Source organism: Bosea vaviloviae, from assembly GCF_001741865.1.
GTDB lineage: Bacteria > Pseudomonadota > Alphaproteobacteria > Rhizobiales > Beijerinckiaceae > Allobosea > Allobosea vaviloviae.
The window spans coordinates 2801562-2820359 of the sequence record NZ_CP017147.1 but is presented as its reverse complement, the minus strand read 5'-3'; the positions used below and the strand labels follow the sequence as shown (position 1 = coordinate 2820359).

The following is an 18798-nucleotide window of genomic DNA, read 5'->3' as shown; positions in this document are numbered from 1 at the left end:
AATCGTTACATTGTTACAATTATGCTCGCGGCCTGCTTATTCACCGCGCTTAAAACCGGATGATTTCAGCTGGGATCACGTTGTGTTCCCAGCTGAAATCTGAATCCGCCTCTCATCGAAGAGTTAGAGCAGGATGCTGGAACGTGCTGTTTGCGCAGGGAAACGAGCCGCCATCTTGGGTTGAGCAAGATGAAGCGCCGGGGCCATCGGAGGGCGCGCGACTGCACGCCGCCGCCTGTCCAGGACGACCACGCCTGTCCGGAATCAGGGCTGCACGCATCTGTGAACGGCCGTCACATAGACGGCCGTTCACAGATGCGCGCGGATCGGGGGACGAAGATGCGTCCGCCTGGCTTCAATAAACATCGGCCTGATAGCGCCCGGCCTTCTTCAGCGCGGCGACATAGGCCACGGCCTCGTCGGCAGAGCGCCCGCCATGCTCGGCGACGACATCGACCATCGCGCGCTCGACATCCTTGGCCATGCGCTTGGCGTCGCCGCAGACATAGAAATGCGCGCCCTGCTCCAGCCAGGCGAAGAGCTCGGCGCCGCGCTCGCGCATGCGGTCCTGAACGTAGATCTTCTCCTTGCCGTCGCGCGACCAGGCCAAGGTCAGGCCGGTGAGGACGCCCTCCTGCTTCATCGCGTTCAATTCGTCCTCGTAGAAGAAATCCGAGGCCCGGCGCTGATGGCCGAAGAAGAGCCAATTCTTGCCCGGCGCCTTCGTCGCCCTGCGGTCGTGCAGGAAGGCGCGGAACGGGGCGATGCCGGTGCCGGGCCCGCACATGATGACAGGCGTCGCCGGGTTCTCCGGCAGGCCGAAGCCATGCGCCCGCTGGACATAGACCGGCACCTTGTCGCCGGGCTGGACGCGCTCGGCGAGATAGGTCGAGGCCACGCCCCAGCGCGGGCGCGTGCCGATCTTGTAGCGCACCGTGTCGACCGTCAGCGTGATGCGGCCGGGCGTGGCGACATGCGAGGATGAGATCGAATAGAGCCGCGGCTGCAACGGGTCGAGCGCCTCGAAGAAGGCCTCGGCCGAGAGCTTCGCCTGGCCGAATTTGTGCAAGGTGCCGAGCACGTCGAGCCGGTCGAGATCGCCATCGGGATCCTCGCCCGCCGCCAGGCGCTTGGCCTTGGCGCGGGTTTCGCCACCCGTGACATAGGAGATCAATTGGAACAGCGCATCGGGCGCCGGTCCGAGCGCGCAATCGCTGACAAGCGCCTCACGCAGCGTCTTGCCGTTGACGGGTGCATCCGGCCGCGCGCCGAGCAGCGCGATGACCGCGTCCGCCAAGCGTGGATCGTTCTGGGCGACGATGCCGAAGGCGTCGCCGACGATGTAGTCGAGCCCGCATTCCGAGAGATCGAACTCGACATGCCAGGTCTCCTTCTCCGAGCCCTCGCCATTGAGTTTCCGGCGCGAGAGGAAGGTCGCCATGGCCGGGTTTTCGCGCGAACGGCCGATCGGGCCGGCGGGCGCGACCGGGGCCGCCTCGGCTGCTGATGCAGCGGGAACCGCGCCGCCCTCCTCCACCAGCGTCTTCAGCATGCGCAGCGTATCCTTGCCGCCGGGCGCGCAGAGGTTCAGGCGCGGCTCCTGCCCGGAGGCGATCGCTGCGGAGTAAGTCTCGCAGACATAGCCGCACTGGCCGCAATCCTGCTGCGCCATGGCAGCAAAAAGCTTGCGCGGAAAAGGCTTGCCCTCGGCAAGCGTCATGCGCTCCGCTATCTCCATTGCCGGGTCGTGCCAGGGCGCCCCGTCATCGGCATCGCCCATCACGGCGGCATTCTCGGCGGGCGAGAGCGCGGTGACGCCGGCATTGTCGAGCGAAAGCAGGCCGGCGAAAAAGCCGTTCAACCAGGAGCGCTGCTCCTCGGAGAACGGCGCGGTCTCGGGCAGGACCTGGACGATGGGGGATGGGGACTGGAGCGTCATAAGGTGCCCCTCCCCGTCATGCTCGCCCTTGTGGCGAGCATCCACGTCTTGATCATAGAGTTCGACGGCGGAAGACGTGGATGGTCGGCACAGGGCCGACCATGACGGTTATGCAGAATCGGGCTCATGCCGCGTCTCCGGTTTGCGCGACCAGTGCCTGCAACGCCTCGATCTCGTGGCGGCGGGCGAAGGCGACGAAGCTTTCGTCGGGCGCGGCGCGATGAACCTGCCAGGTGCGTAGGACCGCCTCGACCAGCGCCGGAGCATCCTCCGCCTTGACCTTCTCGCGGAAGGGCCGCGCCATGCCGCCATCGACGCCATAGCCGCCGCCCACGAGCAGATCGTAGCCGGGCACGGTGTCGCCCTCTTCATTGACCGGAACCTTGGCGCCGATCAGGCCGATATCGCCGATATAATGCTGGGCGCAGGAGTGGTGGCAGCCGGTCAGGTGGATGTTGACCGGCGTCTCCAGCGTGATGCGCGGCTCGCAATGGGCGGCAATGGCGAGCGCATCCTCCTTGGTGTGGGCGGCGGCGAATTTGCAGCCCGTCGCGCCCGTGCAGGCGATCAGCCCCGCGCGCAGGATCGAGGTTTCGGCGGAGAGGCCGATCGCCTGGAGATTGGCGACGACATCCTCGACCTTCGCGTCCGGCACGCCCGAGATCAGCAGGTTCTGCCAGACGGTCAGGCGGATATCGCCATCGCCGCAACTCTTGGCGATCGAAGCGATGACGCGCATCTGCGCCACGGTGAGCTTGCCGACCGGCAGCGCCACGCCGACCCAGTTCAAGCCGGCCTGGACCTGCTTGTGCACGCCGATATGGGCGAGGCGGTCATAGACCGGGCGCGGCTTCACCAGGCTCGCATCGACCCGGACCAGCTTGCGCCCGAGCTTGTCCTCGACCGCGGCGAGGAATTTCTCGAAGCCCCAGGCATCGAGCACATATTTCAAGCGCGACTTGTTGCGGTCGGTGCGGTTTCCATTGGCGATGAAGACGCGCACGATCGCGTCGGCGACAGCGACGGCGTCAGATGGCGCGACGATGACGCCGGTGTCGCGGGCGAGGTCGTGATGGCCGGTGATGCCGCCCAGCGCCAGGCGATACCAGATGCCGGGCTCGATGGGCTGGCCTTCGAAACTGGCGCCTTCGCCCAGTTCTATCGCCTGGAAGCCGATATCGTTGGTGTCCTCCAGCGTCGCGATCGACCCCGCGCCGTCAAAGGCGACGTTGAACTTGCGCGGCAGGCCATAGAGCGAGCGGTCGTTCAGGATGTGGTGGTGCCAGGCGCGGGCATGGGGACGCGTATCGAGCAGTTCGAGCGGGTCGATGCCGGCCGTAGCCGAGCCGGTGACGTTGCGGATGTTGTCGGCGCCGGAGCCCTTGGCGGTGAGGCCGAGATCGGCGAGCCCTTCGAGCAGCAGCGGCGCATTCTCGGCGCTGATCTCGCGGACCTGCAGATTGGCGCGGGTGGTGACATGGGCATAGGGGCCGCAGAGCTTTTCCGCGAGATCGGCGACGCCTTCGAACTGCCAGGCCTTCAGGATGCCGTTGGGAATGCGCAGGCGGCACATATAGCTGTTCTGCGCCGGAGCCACGTAGAACAGGCCGTGATAGCGCCAGCGGAAATTGTCCTCAGGCTTGGGATAGGTGCCGGCCTCGGCCTGCGCCTTGAAGCGGGCATAGGCGTCGAAGGGGTGCTCGGCCGCCTTCCACTTCTCCTGATCAACGAGTTTGCCGCCGCCGGAGACGATGCGCGCCTGCGCCTCCTGATGCTCCTTGTCGGGGCCGGCCGGCGCTGCGGCGCCAGCACCTGCAGCCCCGCCGAGCGGGCCAAGCCCACGCGCCGCGCGCGCGGACTGCATGCCGCTCATGAAGCCTTCGAGATAGCGCTTCTGGTCCGGGCTGAAATCGTCGCTCATGGCGTGCTCCCTCCCTTCTCCCACCCATCTCGGGCTTGCCCGAGATGGGCACCCAAGTGCGCATGTCGGAAACATCCGACATGCGTGGGGAGAAGGTGGCAGCGCGAAGCGCTGACGGATGAGGGAAGTCTTGCCGCGTCGCGGTTCCTTCCCTCATCCGACCCGGCTTCGCCGGGCCACCTTCTCCCCCGAGGGGAGAAGGAAGCGGCCTGCGCTGCGCTTTTTATCAAACCAATCATCACGCCGCCTCGACGAAGCGGTGGCGCTCGTAGAGGAATTTCAGGACTGCCTCGCGGGCGGCGATGTAGGTGCGGTCTGCGACCAGATCGAGCCGCTTGCGCGGACGCTCGAGCCGAACGTCGAGCACCTCGCCGATGCGAGCCGAGGGGCCGTTGGTCATCATCACGATCCGGTCCGAGAGCAGCACGGCTTCGTCGACGTCATGGGTGATCATGATCATGGTGTTTCCGAGCGCCGCATGGATCTGCATGATCGAATCCTGCAGATGGGCGCGGGTCAGCGCGTCGAGCGCGCCGAAGGGTTCGTCGAGCAGCAGGATCTTGGGTTCCATCGCCAGCCCGCGGGCGATGCCGACGCGCTGCTTCATGCCGCCCGAGATTTCGGCCGGGCGCTTGTCCTTGGCGTGGCCCATCTGGACGAGGTCGAGATTGTGCATGATCCAGTCATGCCGCTCGGCCTTGCTCTTCTGGCGGCCGAAGACCTTGTTCACGGCGAGCGCGACATTGTCGTAGACGGTGAGCCAGGGCAGCAGCGAATGGTTCTGGAAGACGACGGCGCGCTCGGGCCCCGGCGAATTGACCTCCTTGCCCTCCAGCAGCACCGCGCCGGCGCTGACCGGGGTCAAACCCGCGATGATGTTGAGCAGGGTCGACTTGCCGCAGCCGGAATGGCCGATCACCGAGACATATTCGCCCTTCCCGATGACGAGGTTGATGTCCTTGAGCACCTCCGTCGTGGCGGTGCCGCGCTGGAAGCGTTTGTCGACATGGTCGATCTTGAGATAGCTCATCGCATCCTCCTCAGTTGGTCAGGGTGCCACGGGTGACGATGGTGCCGACGAAGGCGACGAAGCGATCGAGCACGAAGCCGACGACGCCGATGTAGATGAGCGCCACGATGATGTCGGACAGACGCGAGGAGTTCCACGCATCCCAGATGAAGAAGCCGATGCCGACGCCGCCGGTCAGCATCTCGGCCGCGACGATGGCGAGCCAGGACAGGCCGACGCCGATGCGAAGCCCGGTGAAGATGTAGGGCGCGGCGGAGGGCACCATGATCTTGAAGAAGAACTCGATCTGGTTCAGCCGCAGCACCTGCGCGACATTGCGGTAATCCTGCGGGATGTTGCGGATGCCGACCGCCGTGTTGATGATCACCGGCCAGATCGCGGTGATGAAGATCACGAAGATCGCCGAGGGCTGGCTGTCACGGAACGCCGCCAGCGAGAGCGGCAGCCAGGCGAGCGGCGGCACGGTGCGCAGCACCTGGAAGACCGGATCGAGCCCCCGCATCGCCCAGACCGACTGGCCGACGAGCGCCCCCAGCAGCACGCCGACGACCGCCGCGAGGCTGAAGCCGATGGCGACGCGCTGGAGCGAGACCAGGATGCGCCAGCCGAGACCGATATCCTGCGAGCCGTTCCAGAAGAACGGTTCCGTGATCAGGTCCTTGGCTTCCGCCCAGATCTTGGTCGGCGGCGGCAGCGAGGATTGCGGGCCATGCGCGGTGAGCTGCCAGACCAGCAGGATCAGCGTGACCGTGATCAGCGGCGGCAGGATGTTGACGAGAACCGCCTTGAGCCAGGCGCCGAGCCGCTCGCGCAGCGGCTTGCCCGCAACCGCCGGCAGGGTCACCACCTCGGCCTGCACGGCCGCCAGCGCGACGACCTTCGCGCCCGCAGTCGCATTCTTCAAGACAGTCTGACCCATCCCGATACTCCTCTGATTGAATTGGTCCGTCGCATCCGTCATGCCGCCACCGTCTCGCGCGACTGCGCGCCGATGCGCCGGATTTCCGGCAGGCAGGAGCCGCAATTCGTGCCGGCCTTGAGCTGCCGGCCGATATCCTCGGGCGTCATCGCACCACCGCTGGCGAAAGCCGCGCGGATCGCATTGAGGCCGACGCCGAAACAGGCGCAGACCGTGGGGCCGGGATCGGCCGCGCCATCGAGCCGGCGGCCGGCGAGCAGTGCGAGCCGGTTTTCCGGCGCGAGGCCGGCATCGGCGAAGGCGAGCTTGACCGTGTCCCAGAGCGGCGCGCGCCCGGAGGGGCCGACGAAGAGGGCAGCGATCAGCCTGCCGTCACGCGTCACGGCGCAACGATAGGCCCCGCCCTGGCGGTCGATCATCTCGGTGAGGCCATCCTCACCGAAGGCTGAGCGCACGGCCGCCATCAGGTCATCGACCGAGGCGTCGGTCGCGAACAGACGGCCCTGCCCGCCTTCGACCGCGACACTCGCCCACCAGCTTCCTGCCGGCAGGGCGAAGGCCTCGCGCGACAGCACGAAGCCTTGCGAAGCATAGCTCACCGGCGCAACGGATGAGGGCGTCGCCTTCATCTCGGGCTGGCCAGAATAGGGATCGCAGAAGGGCTGCACGGCCGCGCCGATACGCGCATCGGACGCCGTCTCGGCCGACCAGTGGATCGGCGCGAAGAGCGAGCCGGCCGGCACGCCCTCGTCGCGCAGGACCTTGAGCACGACCGCGCCATGGGCGTTCGCGATGCGGGCGAAACCGCCCTCCTCCAGGCCGAAACGGACGGCATCCGCCGGATTCACATGGACACTGGGCTCGCTGACATGGGCCGAGAGGCGCGGGCTCAGGCCGGTGCGCGTCATGGTATGCCAGTGATCGCGGACGCGGCCGGTGTTGAGCAGCAGCGGAAAAGCCTCGCTCGGCTCAGCCGCCAGCGCCGGCATGGCGAGCGGCTTCATCTGGGCGCGGCCGTCGGGCGTGAAGAAGCCACCATTGGCGAAGAGGCGCGCCGTGCCCTGCGATTGCCCGGCGGGCACGGGCCATTGCACCGGCCTGAGCGCGTCATAGCCGCGCTTCGTCAAACCGGCATGGGCGCCGATGTCGAAATCGCGGGTGCCGTCATTCTCGAAGGCGGAAAGCGCGGCATGCTCGGCATAGATTTCGGAGGCATCGGCGAAACCGAAGCCGGCCGCGAAGCCCAGCCGCCTGGCGATCTCGCAGATGATCCACCAATCCGGCCTGACCTCGCCCGGCAGGGGCAGGAAGGCGCGCTGGCGCGAGATGCGGCGCTCGGAATTGGTGACCGTGCCGTCCTTTTCGCCCCAGGCTGCAGCCGGCAGGATGACATGCGGCTTGGCGGCGAGCGTGTCGTTGGAGAGCACATTCTCGGAGACGACGAAGAGGTCGAGCCCCCGCAGCGCCGCCATGACATGGTCGGCGCGCGGCAGGGAGACGGCCGGGTTGGTCGCCATGACCCAGAGCGCCTTGATGCGCTTGTCTGCCACCGCATCGAGCATGGCGACGGCCTTCAAGCCCTCATGCTGCGCCATGCTGGGCGCGTTCCAGAAGCGGCGGACGCGGTCGATCTCGACGGCCGAGTAGCCCATATGGGCAGCCAGCATATTGGCGAGCCCGCCGACCTCGCGCCCGCCCATGGCGTTTGGCTGGCCGGTCAGCGAAAGCGGCCCGCCACCGGGACGGCCGATGCGGCCGGTGGCGAGGTGGCAATGCAGGATGGAGGCGACCTTATCGGTGCCCTGCGCCGACTGGTTGACGCCCTGGCTCCAGGCCGTGACCACGGCCGGCGTGCCGGCCCAGAGCGCGTAGAAGGCGGCGATCTCGGCCGTGCTCAAGCCGGTGCGCGCGGAGACGGCGGCGATGTCGGGCGCGATGCCGCGCGCATTCTCCAGCACGGCCTCGAAACCGCTGGCATGGCGCGCGAGATAGGTCGCGTCGGTCAGGCTGTGTTCGGCGAGATGAACGAGCAGCCCTGCGAACAGGACGCTGTCGGAACCCGGCTTGAGCTGCAGGACGAGGTCGCAATCCTCGGCGGTGGCCGTCACGCGCGGGTCGATGACGACGACCTTGGCGCCGCGCTCGCTGCGGTTCTGCTGGATGCGACGGAACAGCACCGGGTGGCACCAGGCGGTGTTCGAGCCGACCAGCACGATCAGATCGGCACTGTCGAGGTCTTCGTAATTGCCCGGCACCGTGTCGGAGCCGAAGACGCGCTTGTGGCCGGCGACCGTGGAGGACATGCACAGCCGCGAATTGGTGTCGACGTGGGGCGAGCCGATGAAGCCCTTCATCAGCTTGTTGGCGACGTAATAATCCTCGGTGAGGAGCTGGCCGGAGAGATAGAAGGCGACAGCCTCGGGGCCCTCGCGCCTGATGAGCGAGCGGAAGCCCTCGGCAACCGCATCGAGCGCGAGCTCCCAGGTGACGCGGTCATAGCCGCCCGCCGCATTGCGCTTCAGCGGGTGCAGCACGCGGCTGCCCAGGCCGAGCGTCTCACCGAGCGCCGAGCCCTTCGAGCAGAGCCGGCCGAGATTGGCGGGGTGGGCGGGATCGCCCGCAATCGCTGCTCCGCCCTTGCCATCCGGCGTCGCCAGAACGCCGCAGCCGACCCCGCAATAAGGGCAGGTGGTGCGGATGGCGGGATCAGGAATGCCGGGGCCGAGCGCGGCGTCGTCGATGCGCATGTCAGGCGGCCTCCCTGATGCAGTAAGGCTCGCCGAAGGGCAGATCGGCACGGATCGCCGAGATCTCCTGCCCCGAGCGGATCAGGCCGAGATAGAACAGGGCGCCTTGCGTATCGCCGACGAGGACGCAGCCCGCGAGCCTGCCCTCACGCAGCACGAATTTGCGGTAGATGCCGGCCTTGGGATCGCGCAGCACGAGGATCTCGGCGCCCTCGCCCGCCTCGAATTCGCCGGCGGAGAAGACGCCGACGCCGCTGACCTTGAGATTGGTCGCAAGCAGCGAGCCGGCGTAAGCCGCCTCCACCCCTGCGGATTTTTGGCCCGCGAGCCGCATCGCCAGCACGCGCGCCTGTTCATAGGCCGGCTCGACGAGGCCATAGACCTGGCCGCGATGCTCGGCGCATTCGCCGATCGCGAAGATACTGGCGTCCTCGCTCGCCATCGCATCGTCGACGACGATGCCGCGATTGACGGCGAGCCCCGCCGCCCTGGCGAGATCGATGTTGGGGCGCACGCCGATGGCGATGACGACGAGATCGGCCGGGATGATCGTGCCGTCCTGAAGCTCGACGCCCTCGACCTTGTCCGTGCCGACAAAACCCTTGGTCGCGCTGCTCAACCGGACATCGATGCCGCGCGCCGTGATCGCGGCCGCGAGCAGGCCGGCGCCCTCGGCATCGAGCTGGCGCTCCATCAACCGGTCGACCAGATGCAGCAGCGTGACTTGGCCGGCCCTCTGACCGCCGGCTTTTGAGAGACCATAGGCGGCCTCGAGCCCGAGCAGGCCGCCGCCGATGACGACGATGCGCGCGCCGCGCTGAGCATAGGCCCGCATCATTCCGACATCGGCGGTGTCGCGGAAGGTCGCAACGCCTGCCAGATCGCCGCCCGGGAAAGGCGGCTTCAGGGGCTTGGAGCCGGTGGCGAGGACGAGCTTGCCGTAAGGCAGGGCCAGCCCGTCCTCCAGCGTGACCGTCCTGGCCGCACGGTCGATGCCGGCAACGCTGCGGCCATAGATCATCGAGACGCCGCGCGCGCGCCACCAGGCGGCAGGCTTCAACTCGATATCGGGCTCGGCGATCTCGCCCGCCAGCAATGGCGAGAGCAGCACCCGGTTATAGGCAAGCCGGCCTTCCGCGCCGATCACCGCGATGGAATAGCGACCGAGCGCGCGCTGGCTGAGCTCGTCAACCAGCCGCGTCGCGGCCATGCCCTTCCCCACGATGACCAGCGGCTGGGCCATGCGATCAGGCCCCCGCCGTCATTGCGAGCGCAGCGAAGCAATCCAGGGGGGCGTAGGGCCCAGTCCTCTGGATTGCTTCGTTGCTACGCTCCTCGCAATGACGGGAAGCGCTCGTGCTGATCATGCTGCGGATCGCGGGCATCGTTCAGGCGACCCGCTTGATCTTGAGCGCCTTGAGATAGTCCAGCGGCGCGGCGGGATCGAACTTCACGCCGTCGAAGAAGGTCTCGACGCCGCGCGAATCCGCGGTCGGGGCCCCGGCGACGCCGAGCGTCTTGGCGGCCTCGCGCCAGAGATCGGCCCTGTTGGTCTTGTCGACCAGGGCCTTGATGTCGATCGTCGGCTCGAACTTGCCCCAGCGGATGTTCTCGGTGACGAACCAGCTGTCATGGCTCTTGAAGGGATGGGAGACCTCGCCGCCCTGGCCCCAGAACTTCATGTAGAGGTTGGTGCCCTTCACCTCGCGGCCATTGCCGTAGTTGATGTCACCCTGCAGGCGCTTGTTGATGTCGGTGACGGGGACGTTGAACCATTGCCGGCGCCCGACGATCTCGGCGAGTTCCTGGCGGTTCTCCATCTTGTCGGCCCAGATCTGGGCTTCCATCACCGCCATCAGGATGGCCTGCGTCGCCTTGGGATTGGCGTCGACGAAATCGGCGCGCATGCCCAGGATCTTCTCGGGATGCTTGAACCAGAGTTCGCCGGTGGTCAGCGCGGTGTAGCCGATGTTCTGGTTGACCAGCTGCTCGTTCCAGGGCTCGCCGACGCAGAAGCAGTCCATCGTGCCGACCTTCATATTCGCCACCATCTGCGGCGGCGGCACGGTGATGACCTTGATGTCGGTGTCGGGGTCGATGCCGCCGGCGGCGAGCCAGTAGCGGATCCAGAGATCATGGGTGCCGCCCGGGAAGGTCATCGCGGCGGTGAGTTCCTTGCCGGCCGCCCGCTTGCGCTCGAAGGCCAGCTTCAGCGGCGAGGCATCCTTCTGGACGTTGAGGTCCTTGTATTCGTTCGAGACCGAGATCGCCTGGCCGTCCTCGTTGAGGTTCAGCAGCGTGTACATCGGCAGAGGCTGGCCGTTCTGCATCACCTTGCCGGTGCTGTAGAGATGCGTCTTCGGACGCAGGATATGGCCGCCATCGATGCCGTTGTTCTTGAAGCCGAGCGCCATGTTGTCGCGCGTCGCGCCCCAGGAGGCCTGCTTGGCGATGTCCATGTCGGGCAGGCCGTATTTGGCGAAGAGGCCCTTCTCCTTGGCGAGAACGAGGGGGGCTGCATCCGTCAAGGCGATGTAGCCGAGGCGCGTGCCCTTGAGCTCCGGCCCCGCAGTCTGGGCGAAGGCGCCCGACGGCAGCGCGGTTCTGGCAGCGGCGAGCAAGGCGGCCGCGCCGGAGAGTTGAAGGAGCTGGCGGCGGCTGGCGCCGGCCTTTACCGGCTTCACCCTGGTCTCGACTGTCTCGGTCATCGATCGCCTCTCTGCTGAACTGAAAGCTTGGGTCTGGGTCGAACTCGTCTGCGCCGCCAAAACGAAAAACGCCGCGCGAAAGCACCCGGGTGAGGCACGTTCGACAGCGGCGTTGCTGTGCGTTTCGATCTGAAATAGGGCGCGGGCAGCCTTGGCCGCGTTACATCAACACAAACAAGGATCGTGCCAACCGGCTCAAACCGGGGCAATTCTTAGAATTTCAATAGCTTAGAGGTAACGGCCCTCTGCCGGCCGCAGCTGCGGCGCCCTATATTGCGCCGCACAATTCAACCGCAGTCGCACAAAAAATGCGCAAACCTTCAAGGAGGGCTGGCGCTGCCTGCAAAGAGAGCAGGCCGGAAGACGGCCCTGGCCTGCTCGGTCATCTCCGGGCTGCGGATGATCTGGCCGGCCTGTCCCATGCCTGCGAGAATCCAGTCGGCATGCTCGGGATCGGGGCGCAGCGCCTCGCGGTCGAAGCGGATGAAGCGCTCGACTTTGCGGGGCGGCCGCCCCGCTCCCTGCAGCAACTCCCCATGCAGCACCGGCTCCAGGATATCGGCGGGCAGCGCGAGCCGATCGGGCTTCGACAGATGCATGGCGAGGCGGCCAAGATTAGCGGGCTGGCAGGCCCAGTCGCTCGCCCGCAGGATCGCGGCATTGAGCTTCGAGACCGCAGCCGCGCGCCGTTCCGCATCGTCGGCGCGCCAGGCCAGCACCTTGTCGGGGCAGTTGCGGCGCAGATCGACACCGCAATGGACCATGGCGCCGATGCCTGCGGCGACGGCGGCCGTGTTCCAGGGCGCACCCGCACAGAAACCGTCGATCCTCCCGCTGGTCAGCGCCTCCACCGTCTGCGGCGGCGGCACGACCTCGAAGCGAATATCCCGGCCGAGGACGAGCCCGGCCTTGGCCAGCCATTCGCAGAGCAGATAGGTATGGCTGGAGAAGCCGAAGACTGCAGCAAGCGTCAATGGCGGCAGGCCCGAGGCCTTGCGGCGCTCCACCATGGCGGCAAGCGCCTGGGCGGAGATGGCGGTGTCGGCCATGTCGCCCTCGGCGAGCCGCGCCAGCTCCTCATAGCGGCGCACCGAGAAGGTGATCGCCGCGCCATCGAGGTTGAGCGCCAGCGGCGCCGCCATCGGCGCCTTGACGCCGCCGACGCCCAATGTCGCGGCAATGGCGGCAGGCCCCAGCATATGGGCGGCGTCGAACAGCCTGACATTGAGCTTGTCGCGCAGGTTCGACCAGGAGACCTCGCGCACGAGCTCGAGATTGAGGCCCTCGGCCTCGGCAAAACCCTCGTCCTTCGCCAGGATGACGAGAGCGCAATCGACCAGCGGCATGAAGCCGACGCGTAAGTGCAGGGTCATTTCAGCACCTCGGCGGCTGTGATGATGGAGCGCGCAATGTCGACGAGCTTGCGCTTTTCGTTCATCGCCGTGCGCCGCAGGAGCGCATAGGCCTCTTCCTCGGGCAGGCCCTTCATGCGCATGACGATGGCCTTGGCGCGGTCGATCGTCTTGCGGTCCTCGAGCTGCGAGCGGGCCTCGTCGAGCTCCTCGCGCAATTTGCGGAAGGCGTTGAAGCGGCTGATGCAGGTCTGCAGGATCGGCTGCATGCGCTCCTTCTTCAGCCCGTCGACGATATAGGCAGAGACGCCGGCCTCGACCGCAGCCTCGATCGAGGCCGAATCCGACTGATCGACGAACATGGTGATCGGCCGCCGGACATGGCGGCTGACCAGGAACATGTCGGCGAGCGCGTCGCGGCTGGGATCCTCAAGGTCGATGACGACTACGTCGGGGTCATGCAATTCGATGGCCGCGACGAGCCCGTTGGTCGCGCCGATGCGGACGAGATCGGTGAAGCCAGCCTCGCGCAGGCCCTCATCGATGATGGCTGCGCGCACCGGATTGGCATCGACGATCAGGATTTTCAGATCTGGTCTCATGGTCCGCAAGGAGGCGCCGGCATTCCACCCACAGGTGTTACGCCGGTGTCGACAGACTGGAAAGCCAGCAAGAGTCAGGCCAGCAGCCCGCGATGCCTCACGCAGCAGGAGCAGCCCGGAGCCCGCCTGCGGTCTCGATGAAGTCGACCACGGCATCGACGCCCTCGCCCGCCTTCGTATTGGTGAAGACGAAAGGGCGCTTGCCGCGCATCAGCCGCGAATCCCGGTCCATGACCGCAAGATCCGCGCCGACATGGGGGGCGAGATCGGTCTTGTTGATGACGAGCAGGTCCGAGCGGGTGATGCCCGGCCCGCCCTTGCGCGGGATCTTCTCGCCGGCGGCGACATCGATGACGTAGATCGTCAGATCGGCGAGCTCGGGCGAGAAGGTCGCGGCGAGATTGTCGCCGCCGGACTCGATCAGGATGATGTCGAGATTGGGGAATTTGCCGCGCATCTCCTCGACCGCGGCGAGGTTGATCGAGCAGTCCTCGCGGATCGCGGTATGGGGGCAGCCACCGGTCTCGACGCCCATGATGCGCTCTTGCGGCAGCGCGCCCGCCACCGTCAGCAGGCGTGCATCCTCCTTGGTGTAGATGTCGTTGGTGATGGCGCAGAGGTCGTAAGTGTCGCGCATGCGCTTGCAGAGCACCTCCATCAGCGCGGTCTTGCCGGAGCCGACCGGGCCGCCGATGCCGACGCGCAGGGGGCCGTGGGGGGAGCGTGTCACCGATCATAATCCTTCGAAGAGCAGAGCCGCGTAGCCCGCGGCGATCACGAGGCATAGAGGCGCATAGCAACGTCTGTCGAGCGTCGCGAAAGGTTCGAGCGCATGCTTTCGCCGCCAGGCCGGCACATAGCCTGCGACCCCTCGTAGCAAGAACACAGCCATGATCGCGACGCCCGCGCCCATGATCAGCAGGCGGGGCGCCGCACCTGCGAAAGCCCCGGCGAGCAGCAAGGGCCAGAGCGCCGTGCCCGCAATCGCAGCAGCGACAACGATGGACAGGAGCGGCGACGGCATGCGCTTCAGCCTGGCATGGCCGACGACAGTGCTGACGAGGCCCTGCTCGGTCGAGGCCGGCCAGAGGCCGCCCAGCCCCCAATAGACATGCAAGCCTGCGATCACGGCCAGAACGAGCGCCAAAGCCGTCGCGACCGCCATGATCACGAGCGGAACAGCCGCGAATACTGGGTTTCATGTCGCAGCGATGCGAGATCGGAGCGCAGGGCGCAGCCGCCGATATCGTCGAGGGTCGCGGCTTCTGCCTCCGCCGCCGCCTCATGCAAGGCCGGCACCAACCCGGCCGTGATGCGCTGCCCATCGGTCTGGCCGACGATGTTCAGGCGCACCGAGGCCGAGACGAGATTGGCGACGAAGCCGAGCCCATAGGCCTCCAGCGAGGGCCGCAGCGGCAGGTCATGGCCGGCGGCCGCCACGCCGACAGCGATGGGATAGGCGATATCGCCCTGCCAGATGCTGCGCAGCTGCTCGATCGCCTCGCAGGGCCAGGCGGCGCGCACCGCTGCGATAAAGGCGTTGCCCTGCGTCACCGTTTCCAACCGACGTTCGGCCGAATTGGCCAGCGCCAGGGCCAGCTCCGCGGTCTCGATGAGGCCGGCATCGTCGCCAGTTTCCACCATGCGGCAGGTATTGGCGAACAGGATCAGGTCGTTGCGCAGCGAGCCATGGACGACGAGGGCCTCGAGCCAGTCCCGCAGCGTCGCGGCGTCATGAAGATCGCCCGCCTCGAAAGCCCATTCCAGCCCGTGCGAATAGGCGAAGGCGCCGACCGGGAAGGACGGCGACAGCCAGACCATGAGCGGGAGATGGGCCGACGACATGAGCGGCGCTCAATGGTCGTGGCTGTGGCCCTTGTGACCATGTTCGGCGCCATGCTTGTGGCCGTGGTCATGCCCGCAGCCGCAATCATCACCGTGAGCATGCGCGGCGTGGTCATGCGCCTTGTTGTCGTGAGCCTTGTGGTCGTGGGCCTTGTGATCATGCGCCTTGTGATCATGGCCCGCATGGTCGTGCCCGTGATCATGGTGGGCGTGATCATGATGCTCATGGTCGTGATGGGCATGATCATGGCCGGCATGATGGTCGTGCCCGCAGCCGCAAGCATCCGCCGCATGGGCGTGCCCGTGATCGTCCCCATGATCGTGATGGTCGTGGCCGTGGTCATAGGCGCCGCGTTCGGGCTGGAAGGGGCGCGTCACCGCGTTCATGGCGCAGCCCTGGCCGCGGATCATCTCCGCCAGGACATGGTCGTTCTCGATATAGATCGCGTCGCCGCTGATCTCGGCCGGGGTGTGGCGGTTGCCGATATGCCAGGCCAGCCGCATCAGGCGCAGCGGGTTCTCGGCACGGATCTCGAGCAGGCTTTGCGCCGCCGCCTTGATCACGACCAATCGGCCGTCCTCGAGCCTGACCGCGTCACCGTCTCCAAGCGCGGTCGGCTTGTCCAGGTCGAGCAGGATGTCGAGCCCGCCATCGCCCTTGAGCGCGAGACGGCGGCGGTTGCGATCCTCATGGTCGAGCGTCAGCGTCTCGACGATCTTGTCCGCTTTGACTGCAGCCTTGCGAACGACGGAGGTGGCACGCAGCATGATGTTAAACCCGTGACGATGGTGGATCAGAGGCGATCAATGGATCGCGGTTCGACCACTTCGATCACCGGAGGGGCGCTGACGCAAGCCCCTGCGACATTGAGGAAGGCGATGAGATGCGGCGCGGCCATGTGCCGATCGATGTCGGCGCGCGTCTCCCAATGCTCGATGGTCAGGAAACGGCCGGGCTCGGTGAGGCTCTCATGCATGTCATAGGCAAGGCAGCCCTGTTCGCGGCGGGTGGCGATGATGCAATCATGCGCAGCGGCGGTGAATGTGGCGCGCGCCTCGGCCAGCACCTGCGCCCGGGCGATGACGATGATCGGATCGGACATGCGGCCTGAAGCTCCGGAACGATCGAGGGTTGCCTGATTCCCCGATTACATCTCGACGTTGTATCCGGGCGCAACAGCGTAAGCTGCATGGTTGACCGAAGATTAACAAAAAAGACGCGCCAGAGCGCTGCGCAAAAAAGTGGCTACCGGTTTTTCGCATGAGCAATGCTCGCATTCGGACGTTTCCGTCCGAATGCGACGTGATCTAGCGCCCGGCCATGCCCACTGCTGCGATCTTGCGCGGCTGCTCCTCGCCTATGCCGGCGCGCTTGTCGAAAGCCTTCTGCGCCCGGCTGATCTCGCCATGGTGCTCATAGGCCCACAGGCCGAGCGCCTGGACCGGCAGCCAGAGCGAGCGGCCGAGACCGGTCAGTTCATAATCGACGCGCGGCGGGATCGTCGGGAAGACGGTGCGGTTGACCAGCCCGTCGCGCTCGAGCCCGCGCAGGGTCAGGGTCAGCATGCGCTGCGAAATGCCGTCGACCATGCGCTTGATCTCGTTGAAACGCCGCGGCCCGTCGCCGAGCAGACGGACGATCTGGACGCTCCATTTGTCGCCGATACGGGCGAGAACCGGCGCGACCGTGCGGCAATTCTCGGTCACATGCGTGTGCCCCTGTTCCAAAAATGTGCCTCCTTGTCGTGATTTAAGCAGGCTCGTACATAGCCTCAGTATCAAACATATACCAGAGAGGCTTCCCATGAAACTGCTTCATCTCGACTCCAGCATCCTCGGCGACAACTCGGCCAGCCGCGAGGTTTCGGCAGCCATCGTCACCCGCCTGCGCCAGGCCGATCCGAGCCTCGACGTGACCTATCGCGACCTTGCCGCCGATCCCGTCCCGCATCTGTCCGGCGCCTATCTCGCCGCCGCCGCCGGCGCGCCGGGCAGCGAGGCGCTCCAGCAGGAGGTCGCCACCAGCACGGCGATCATGGACGAGTTCCTCGCGGCCGATACCGTCGTGATCGGCGCGCCGATGTACAATTTCACCATCTCGACCCAGCTCAAGGCCTGGATCGATCGTATCGCCGTCCGCGGCAAGACCTTCAGCTATTCGGAGAACGGCCCCCAGGGACTGGCCGGCGGCAAGCGCGTCATCATCGCCGTCGCACGCGGCAATCTTTACGGGCCCGGCGCGCCGGCTGCACCGCTTGATTTCCAGGAGCCCTATCTGCGCGCCCTGTTCGGCTTCATCGGCATCAGCGATGTCGAGTTCATCCGCGCCGAGGGCATCGGCTTCAGCCCCGAGCACCGCAAGGCCGCGCTGGCGAGCGCGCAGGAGACCGCCGCCGCGCTCAAGCCGACCCTGCCGAAGGCGGCGTGACCACGGGAAGCCCATCCCGTCATTGCGAGGAGCGAAGCGACGAAGCAATCCAGGGGCGCGTCGGGCTAGACCTCCTGGATTGCTTCGCTTCGCTCGCAATGACGGAGCAGCGGTTCTCAGGCTAGAGCGGCGATCTGAGAGAGGGATCGGTCGATCGGTCGCGCCCAACCGTCGCGGCCGATCGCGCGCGCTTCATCCAGCGCGTCCTGCAACTCGAATGGCGCGGCCTCCCGCAATGCCGTGACCAGCGCCGCTGCCTGAGCGAGGTCCTTGCGGCTCTTGGCGGCCTCATGCGCCCCGCGCTTCTGCGCCAGGATGAGCTTGTGCACCGCGAAACGTGCGGGGCGGGGGAGCGAGACCGCCACGCCCGCGCCATGCAGCGCGACAGCCGGAACGGGCTCCTCGATCAGCCAGTCGAGAGCGTTTTCGAGCGAAGTGGATACCGGTTCGCGTGAAGAAAACGCGTCAAAACAAGGATCTAGAGCAATTGAGCGCTCCAACTGGATCGGAAATTGCTCGAGATGTTGTAATGGAACGGCTCCCGCAGCGAGCGCCTTGAGCGGCATCGGATTGCGATCCGAACGTCGCCGCTGCGGCGTCAGGAGATCGACGACGAAGCTCTCGGCATTGCGGAAGCGCGCCGGCGGAGCCCTCGGATCGAGCCCAGGCAAGCCGGTGAAGCTAGCATCGGCCCTTTGCAGAATCGCGATCATGCTGTCTCCCGCGACCTCGCCATCGAGCGCGAGGTCGGCGGTGGCAAGATCGGCATCCTGCGTCATCACCGTGGCGGAGGGCAGGATCGCGCCCAGAAGCGGCGGATAGCATTGATAGGCCGCCGTTCCGACCAGCACCGCGCCGCGCCGGAACAAGCCGGCATGGGCGACAGCATCGAGCACCTTGCCGAGCGTCGCAGTGGGACCTGGGATGAGCCGCCGCAAGGTCGAGACGAGCCGGCGTCGCTCCTGCCGGCGCGCCATCTCGGCTTTCGCCGCCTCGGCGCGGGCGATGACCGCGGGATCGTCGGCGCGGCCAAGATGCTCGATCGTACGGCTCGCGCCGACCCAGCGCTGGAGGCGCAGATAGCTGATCCCGCCGACCGTCGTGGCGACGACCGTCGCCTCGTCGGACGAGGCCATCCCGACCTGCTGCTGCAGATCGGCATAGAGCGTCTGGATGTTGAGCGGGATGCGCTGCATGGAGACTTAGTAGCATAGATTACCGTTTGTGCTACTAAGTTGGCCTATTACCGAGAAGCCCATCCCGTCCCGACTGCTTCGCTTCGCTCCTCGCAATGACGGCGCAGCAGC

17 protein-coding genes are annotated in these 18798 nt (G+C 66.5%); 1 reads left to right on the top strand and 16 read right to left on the bottom strand.

Translation table 11 applies throughout. The features are described 5' to 3' along the window. Nucleotides 1-355: 355 nt before the first annotated feature. From BHK69_RS13090 to BHK69_RS13020, 15 genes are all read right to left on the bottom strand, one after another. Nucleotides 356-1939 (bottom strand): sulfite reductase subunit alpha, encoded by a 1584-nt coding sequence (locus tag BHK69_RS13090; protein WP_069690488.1) that lies wholly within the window; start codon nt 1937-1939, stop codon nt 356-358. A 124-nt stretch (nt 1940-2063) separates the two neighbouring features. Beyond that, nucleotides 2064-3860, bottom strand: a complete 1797-nt coding sequence (locus BHK69_RS13085; protein WP_069690487.1) for a NirA family protein — start codon at nt 3858-3860, stop codon at nt 2064-2066. A 238-nt stretch (nt 3861-4098) separates the two neighbouring features. Next, entirely contained in the window at nt 4099-4890 is a 792-nt protein-coding gene (locus BHK69_RS13080) for an ABC transporter ATP-binding protein (protein WP_069690486.1), read from the bottom strand. Nucleotides 4891-4900: 10 nt separating this feature from the next. Beyond that, nucleotides 4901-5809, bottom strand: a complete 909-nt coding sequence (ntrB, locus tag BHK69_RS13075; RefSeq protein WP_069693616.1) for a nitrate ABC transporter permease — start codon at nt 5807-5809, stop codon at nt 4901-4903. A gap of 38 nt (nt 5810-5847) precedes the next feature. Then, complete coding sequence (locus BHK69_RS13070; RefSeq protein ID WP_069690485.1) at nt 5848-8556, bottom strand: nitrate reductase; 2709 nt, start codon at nt 8554-8556, stop codon at nt 5848-5850. 1 nt (nt 8557) lies between these two features. Continuing rightward, the gene (locus BHK69_RS13065; protein ID WP_069690484.1) at nt 8558-9799 is read right to left on the bottom strand and encodes an NAD(P)/FAD-dependent oxidoreductase; all 1242 of its coding nucleotides are present in this window, start codon (nt 9797-9799) and stop codon (nt 8558-8560) included. A gap of 145 nt (nt 9800-9944) precedes the next feature. Next, nucleotides 9945-11264 (bottom strand): CmpA/NrtA family ABC transporter substrate-binding protein, encoded by a 1320-nt coding sequence (locus BHK69_RS13060; RefSeq protein ID WP_199579132.1) that lies wholly within the window; start codon nt 11262-11264, stop codon nt 9945-9947. A gap of 320 nt (nt 11265-11584) precedes the next feature. Then, the gene (locus BHK69_RS13055) at nt 11585-12637 is read right to left on the bottom strand and encodes a CmpA/NrtA family ABC transporter substrate-binding protein (protein ID WP_069690483.1); all 1053 of its coding nucleotides are present in this window, start codon (nt 12635-12637) and stop codon (nt 11585-11587) included. Further along, complete coding sequence (locus BHK69_RS13050; protein WP_069690482.1) at nt 12634-13218, bottom strand: ANTAR domain-containing response regulator; 585 nt, start codon at nt 13216-13218, stop codon at nt 12634-12636. The genes BHK69_RS13055 and BHK69_RS13050 overlap by 4 nt, the downstream gene beginning before the upstream one ends. 97 nt (nt 13219-13315) lie before the next feature. Then, nucleotides 13316-13948 carry an urease accessory protein UreG gene (ureG, locus tag BHK69_RS13045; RefSeq protein WP_069690481.1) on the bottom strand — a complete coding sequence of 211 codons (633 nt, stop codon included), beginning with the start codon at nt 13946-13948 and terminating at the stop codon, nt 13316-13318. Between the two features lie 3 nt (nt 13949-13951). Continuing rightward, nucleotides 13952-14383 (bottom strand): DUF3995 domain-containing protein, encoded by a 432-nt coding sequence (locus BHK69_RS13040; RefSeq protein WP_083269323.1) that lies wholly within the window; start codon nt 14381-14383, stop codon nt 13952-13954. 2 nt (nt 14384-14385) lie between these two features. Next, entirely contained in the window at nt 14386-15063 is a 678-nt protein-coding gene (locus tag BHK69_RS13035; RefSeq protein WP_069690480.1) for an urease accessory protein UreF, read from the bottom strand. Nucleotides 15064-15072: 9 nt separating this feature from the next. Then, a complete protein-coding gene (locus BHK69_RS13030; RefSeq protein ID WP_069690479.1) occupies nt 15073-15831 on the bottom strand; it encodes an urease accessory protein UreE in 759 nt (252 codons plus the stop codon). A 26-nt stretch (nt 15832-15857) separates the two neighbouring features. Then, nucleotides 15858-16166 (bottom strand): putative quinol monooxygenase, encoded by a 309-nt coding sequence (locus tag BHK69_RS13025; protein ID WP_069690478.1) that lies wholly within the window; start codon nt 16164-16166, stop codon nt 15858-15860. A 205-nt stretch (nt 16167-16371) separates the two neighbouring features. Beyond that, the gene (locus BHK69_RS13020) at nt 16372-16791 is read right to left on the bottom strand and encodes a winged helix-turn-helix transcriptional regulator (protein ID WP_069690477.1); all 420 of its coding nucleotides are present in this window, start codon (nt 16789-16791) and stop codon (nt 16372-16374) included. A gap of 76 nt (nt 16792-16867) precedes the next feature. Here BHK69_RS13020 and BHK69_RS13015 point away from each other — a divergent pair, with 76 nt between their 5' ends. Beyond that, nucleotides 16868-17491 (top strand): FMN-dependent NADH-azoreductase, encoded by a 624-nt coding sequence (locus tag BHK69_RS13015; RefSeq protein ID WP_069690476.1) that lies wholly within the window; start codon nt 16868-16870, stop codon nt 17489-17491. A gap of 116 nt (nt 17492-17607) precedes the next feature. Here BHK69_RS13015 and BHK69_RS13010 read toward each other — a convergent pair whose 3' ends face one another. Next, a complete protein-coding gene (locus tag BHK69_RS13010; protein WP_069690475.1) occupies nt 17608-18687 on the bottom strand; it encodes a GSU2403 family nucleotidyltransferase fold protein in 1080 nt (359 codons plus the stop codon). Nucleotides 18688-18798 lie beyond the last annotated feature (111 nt).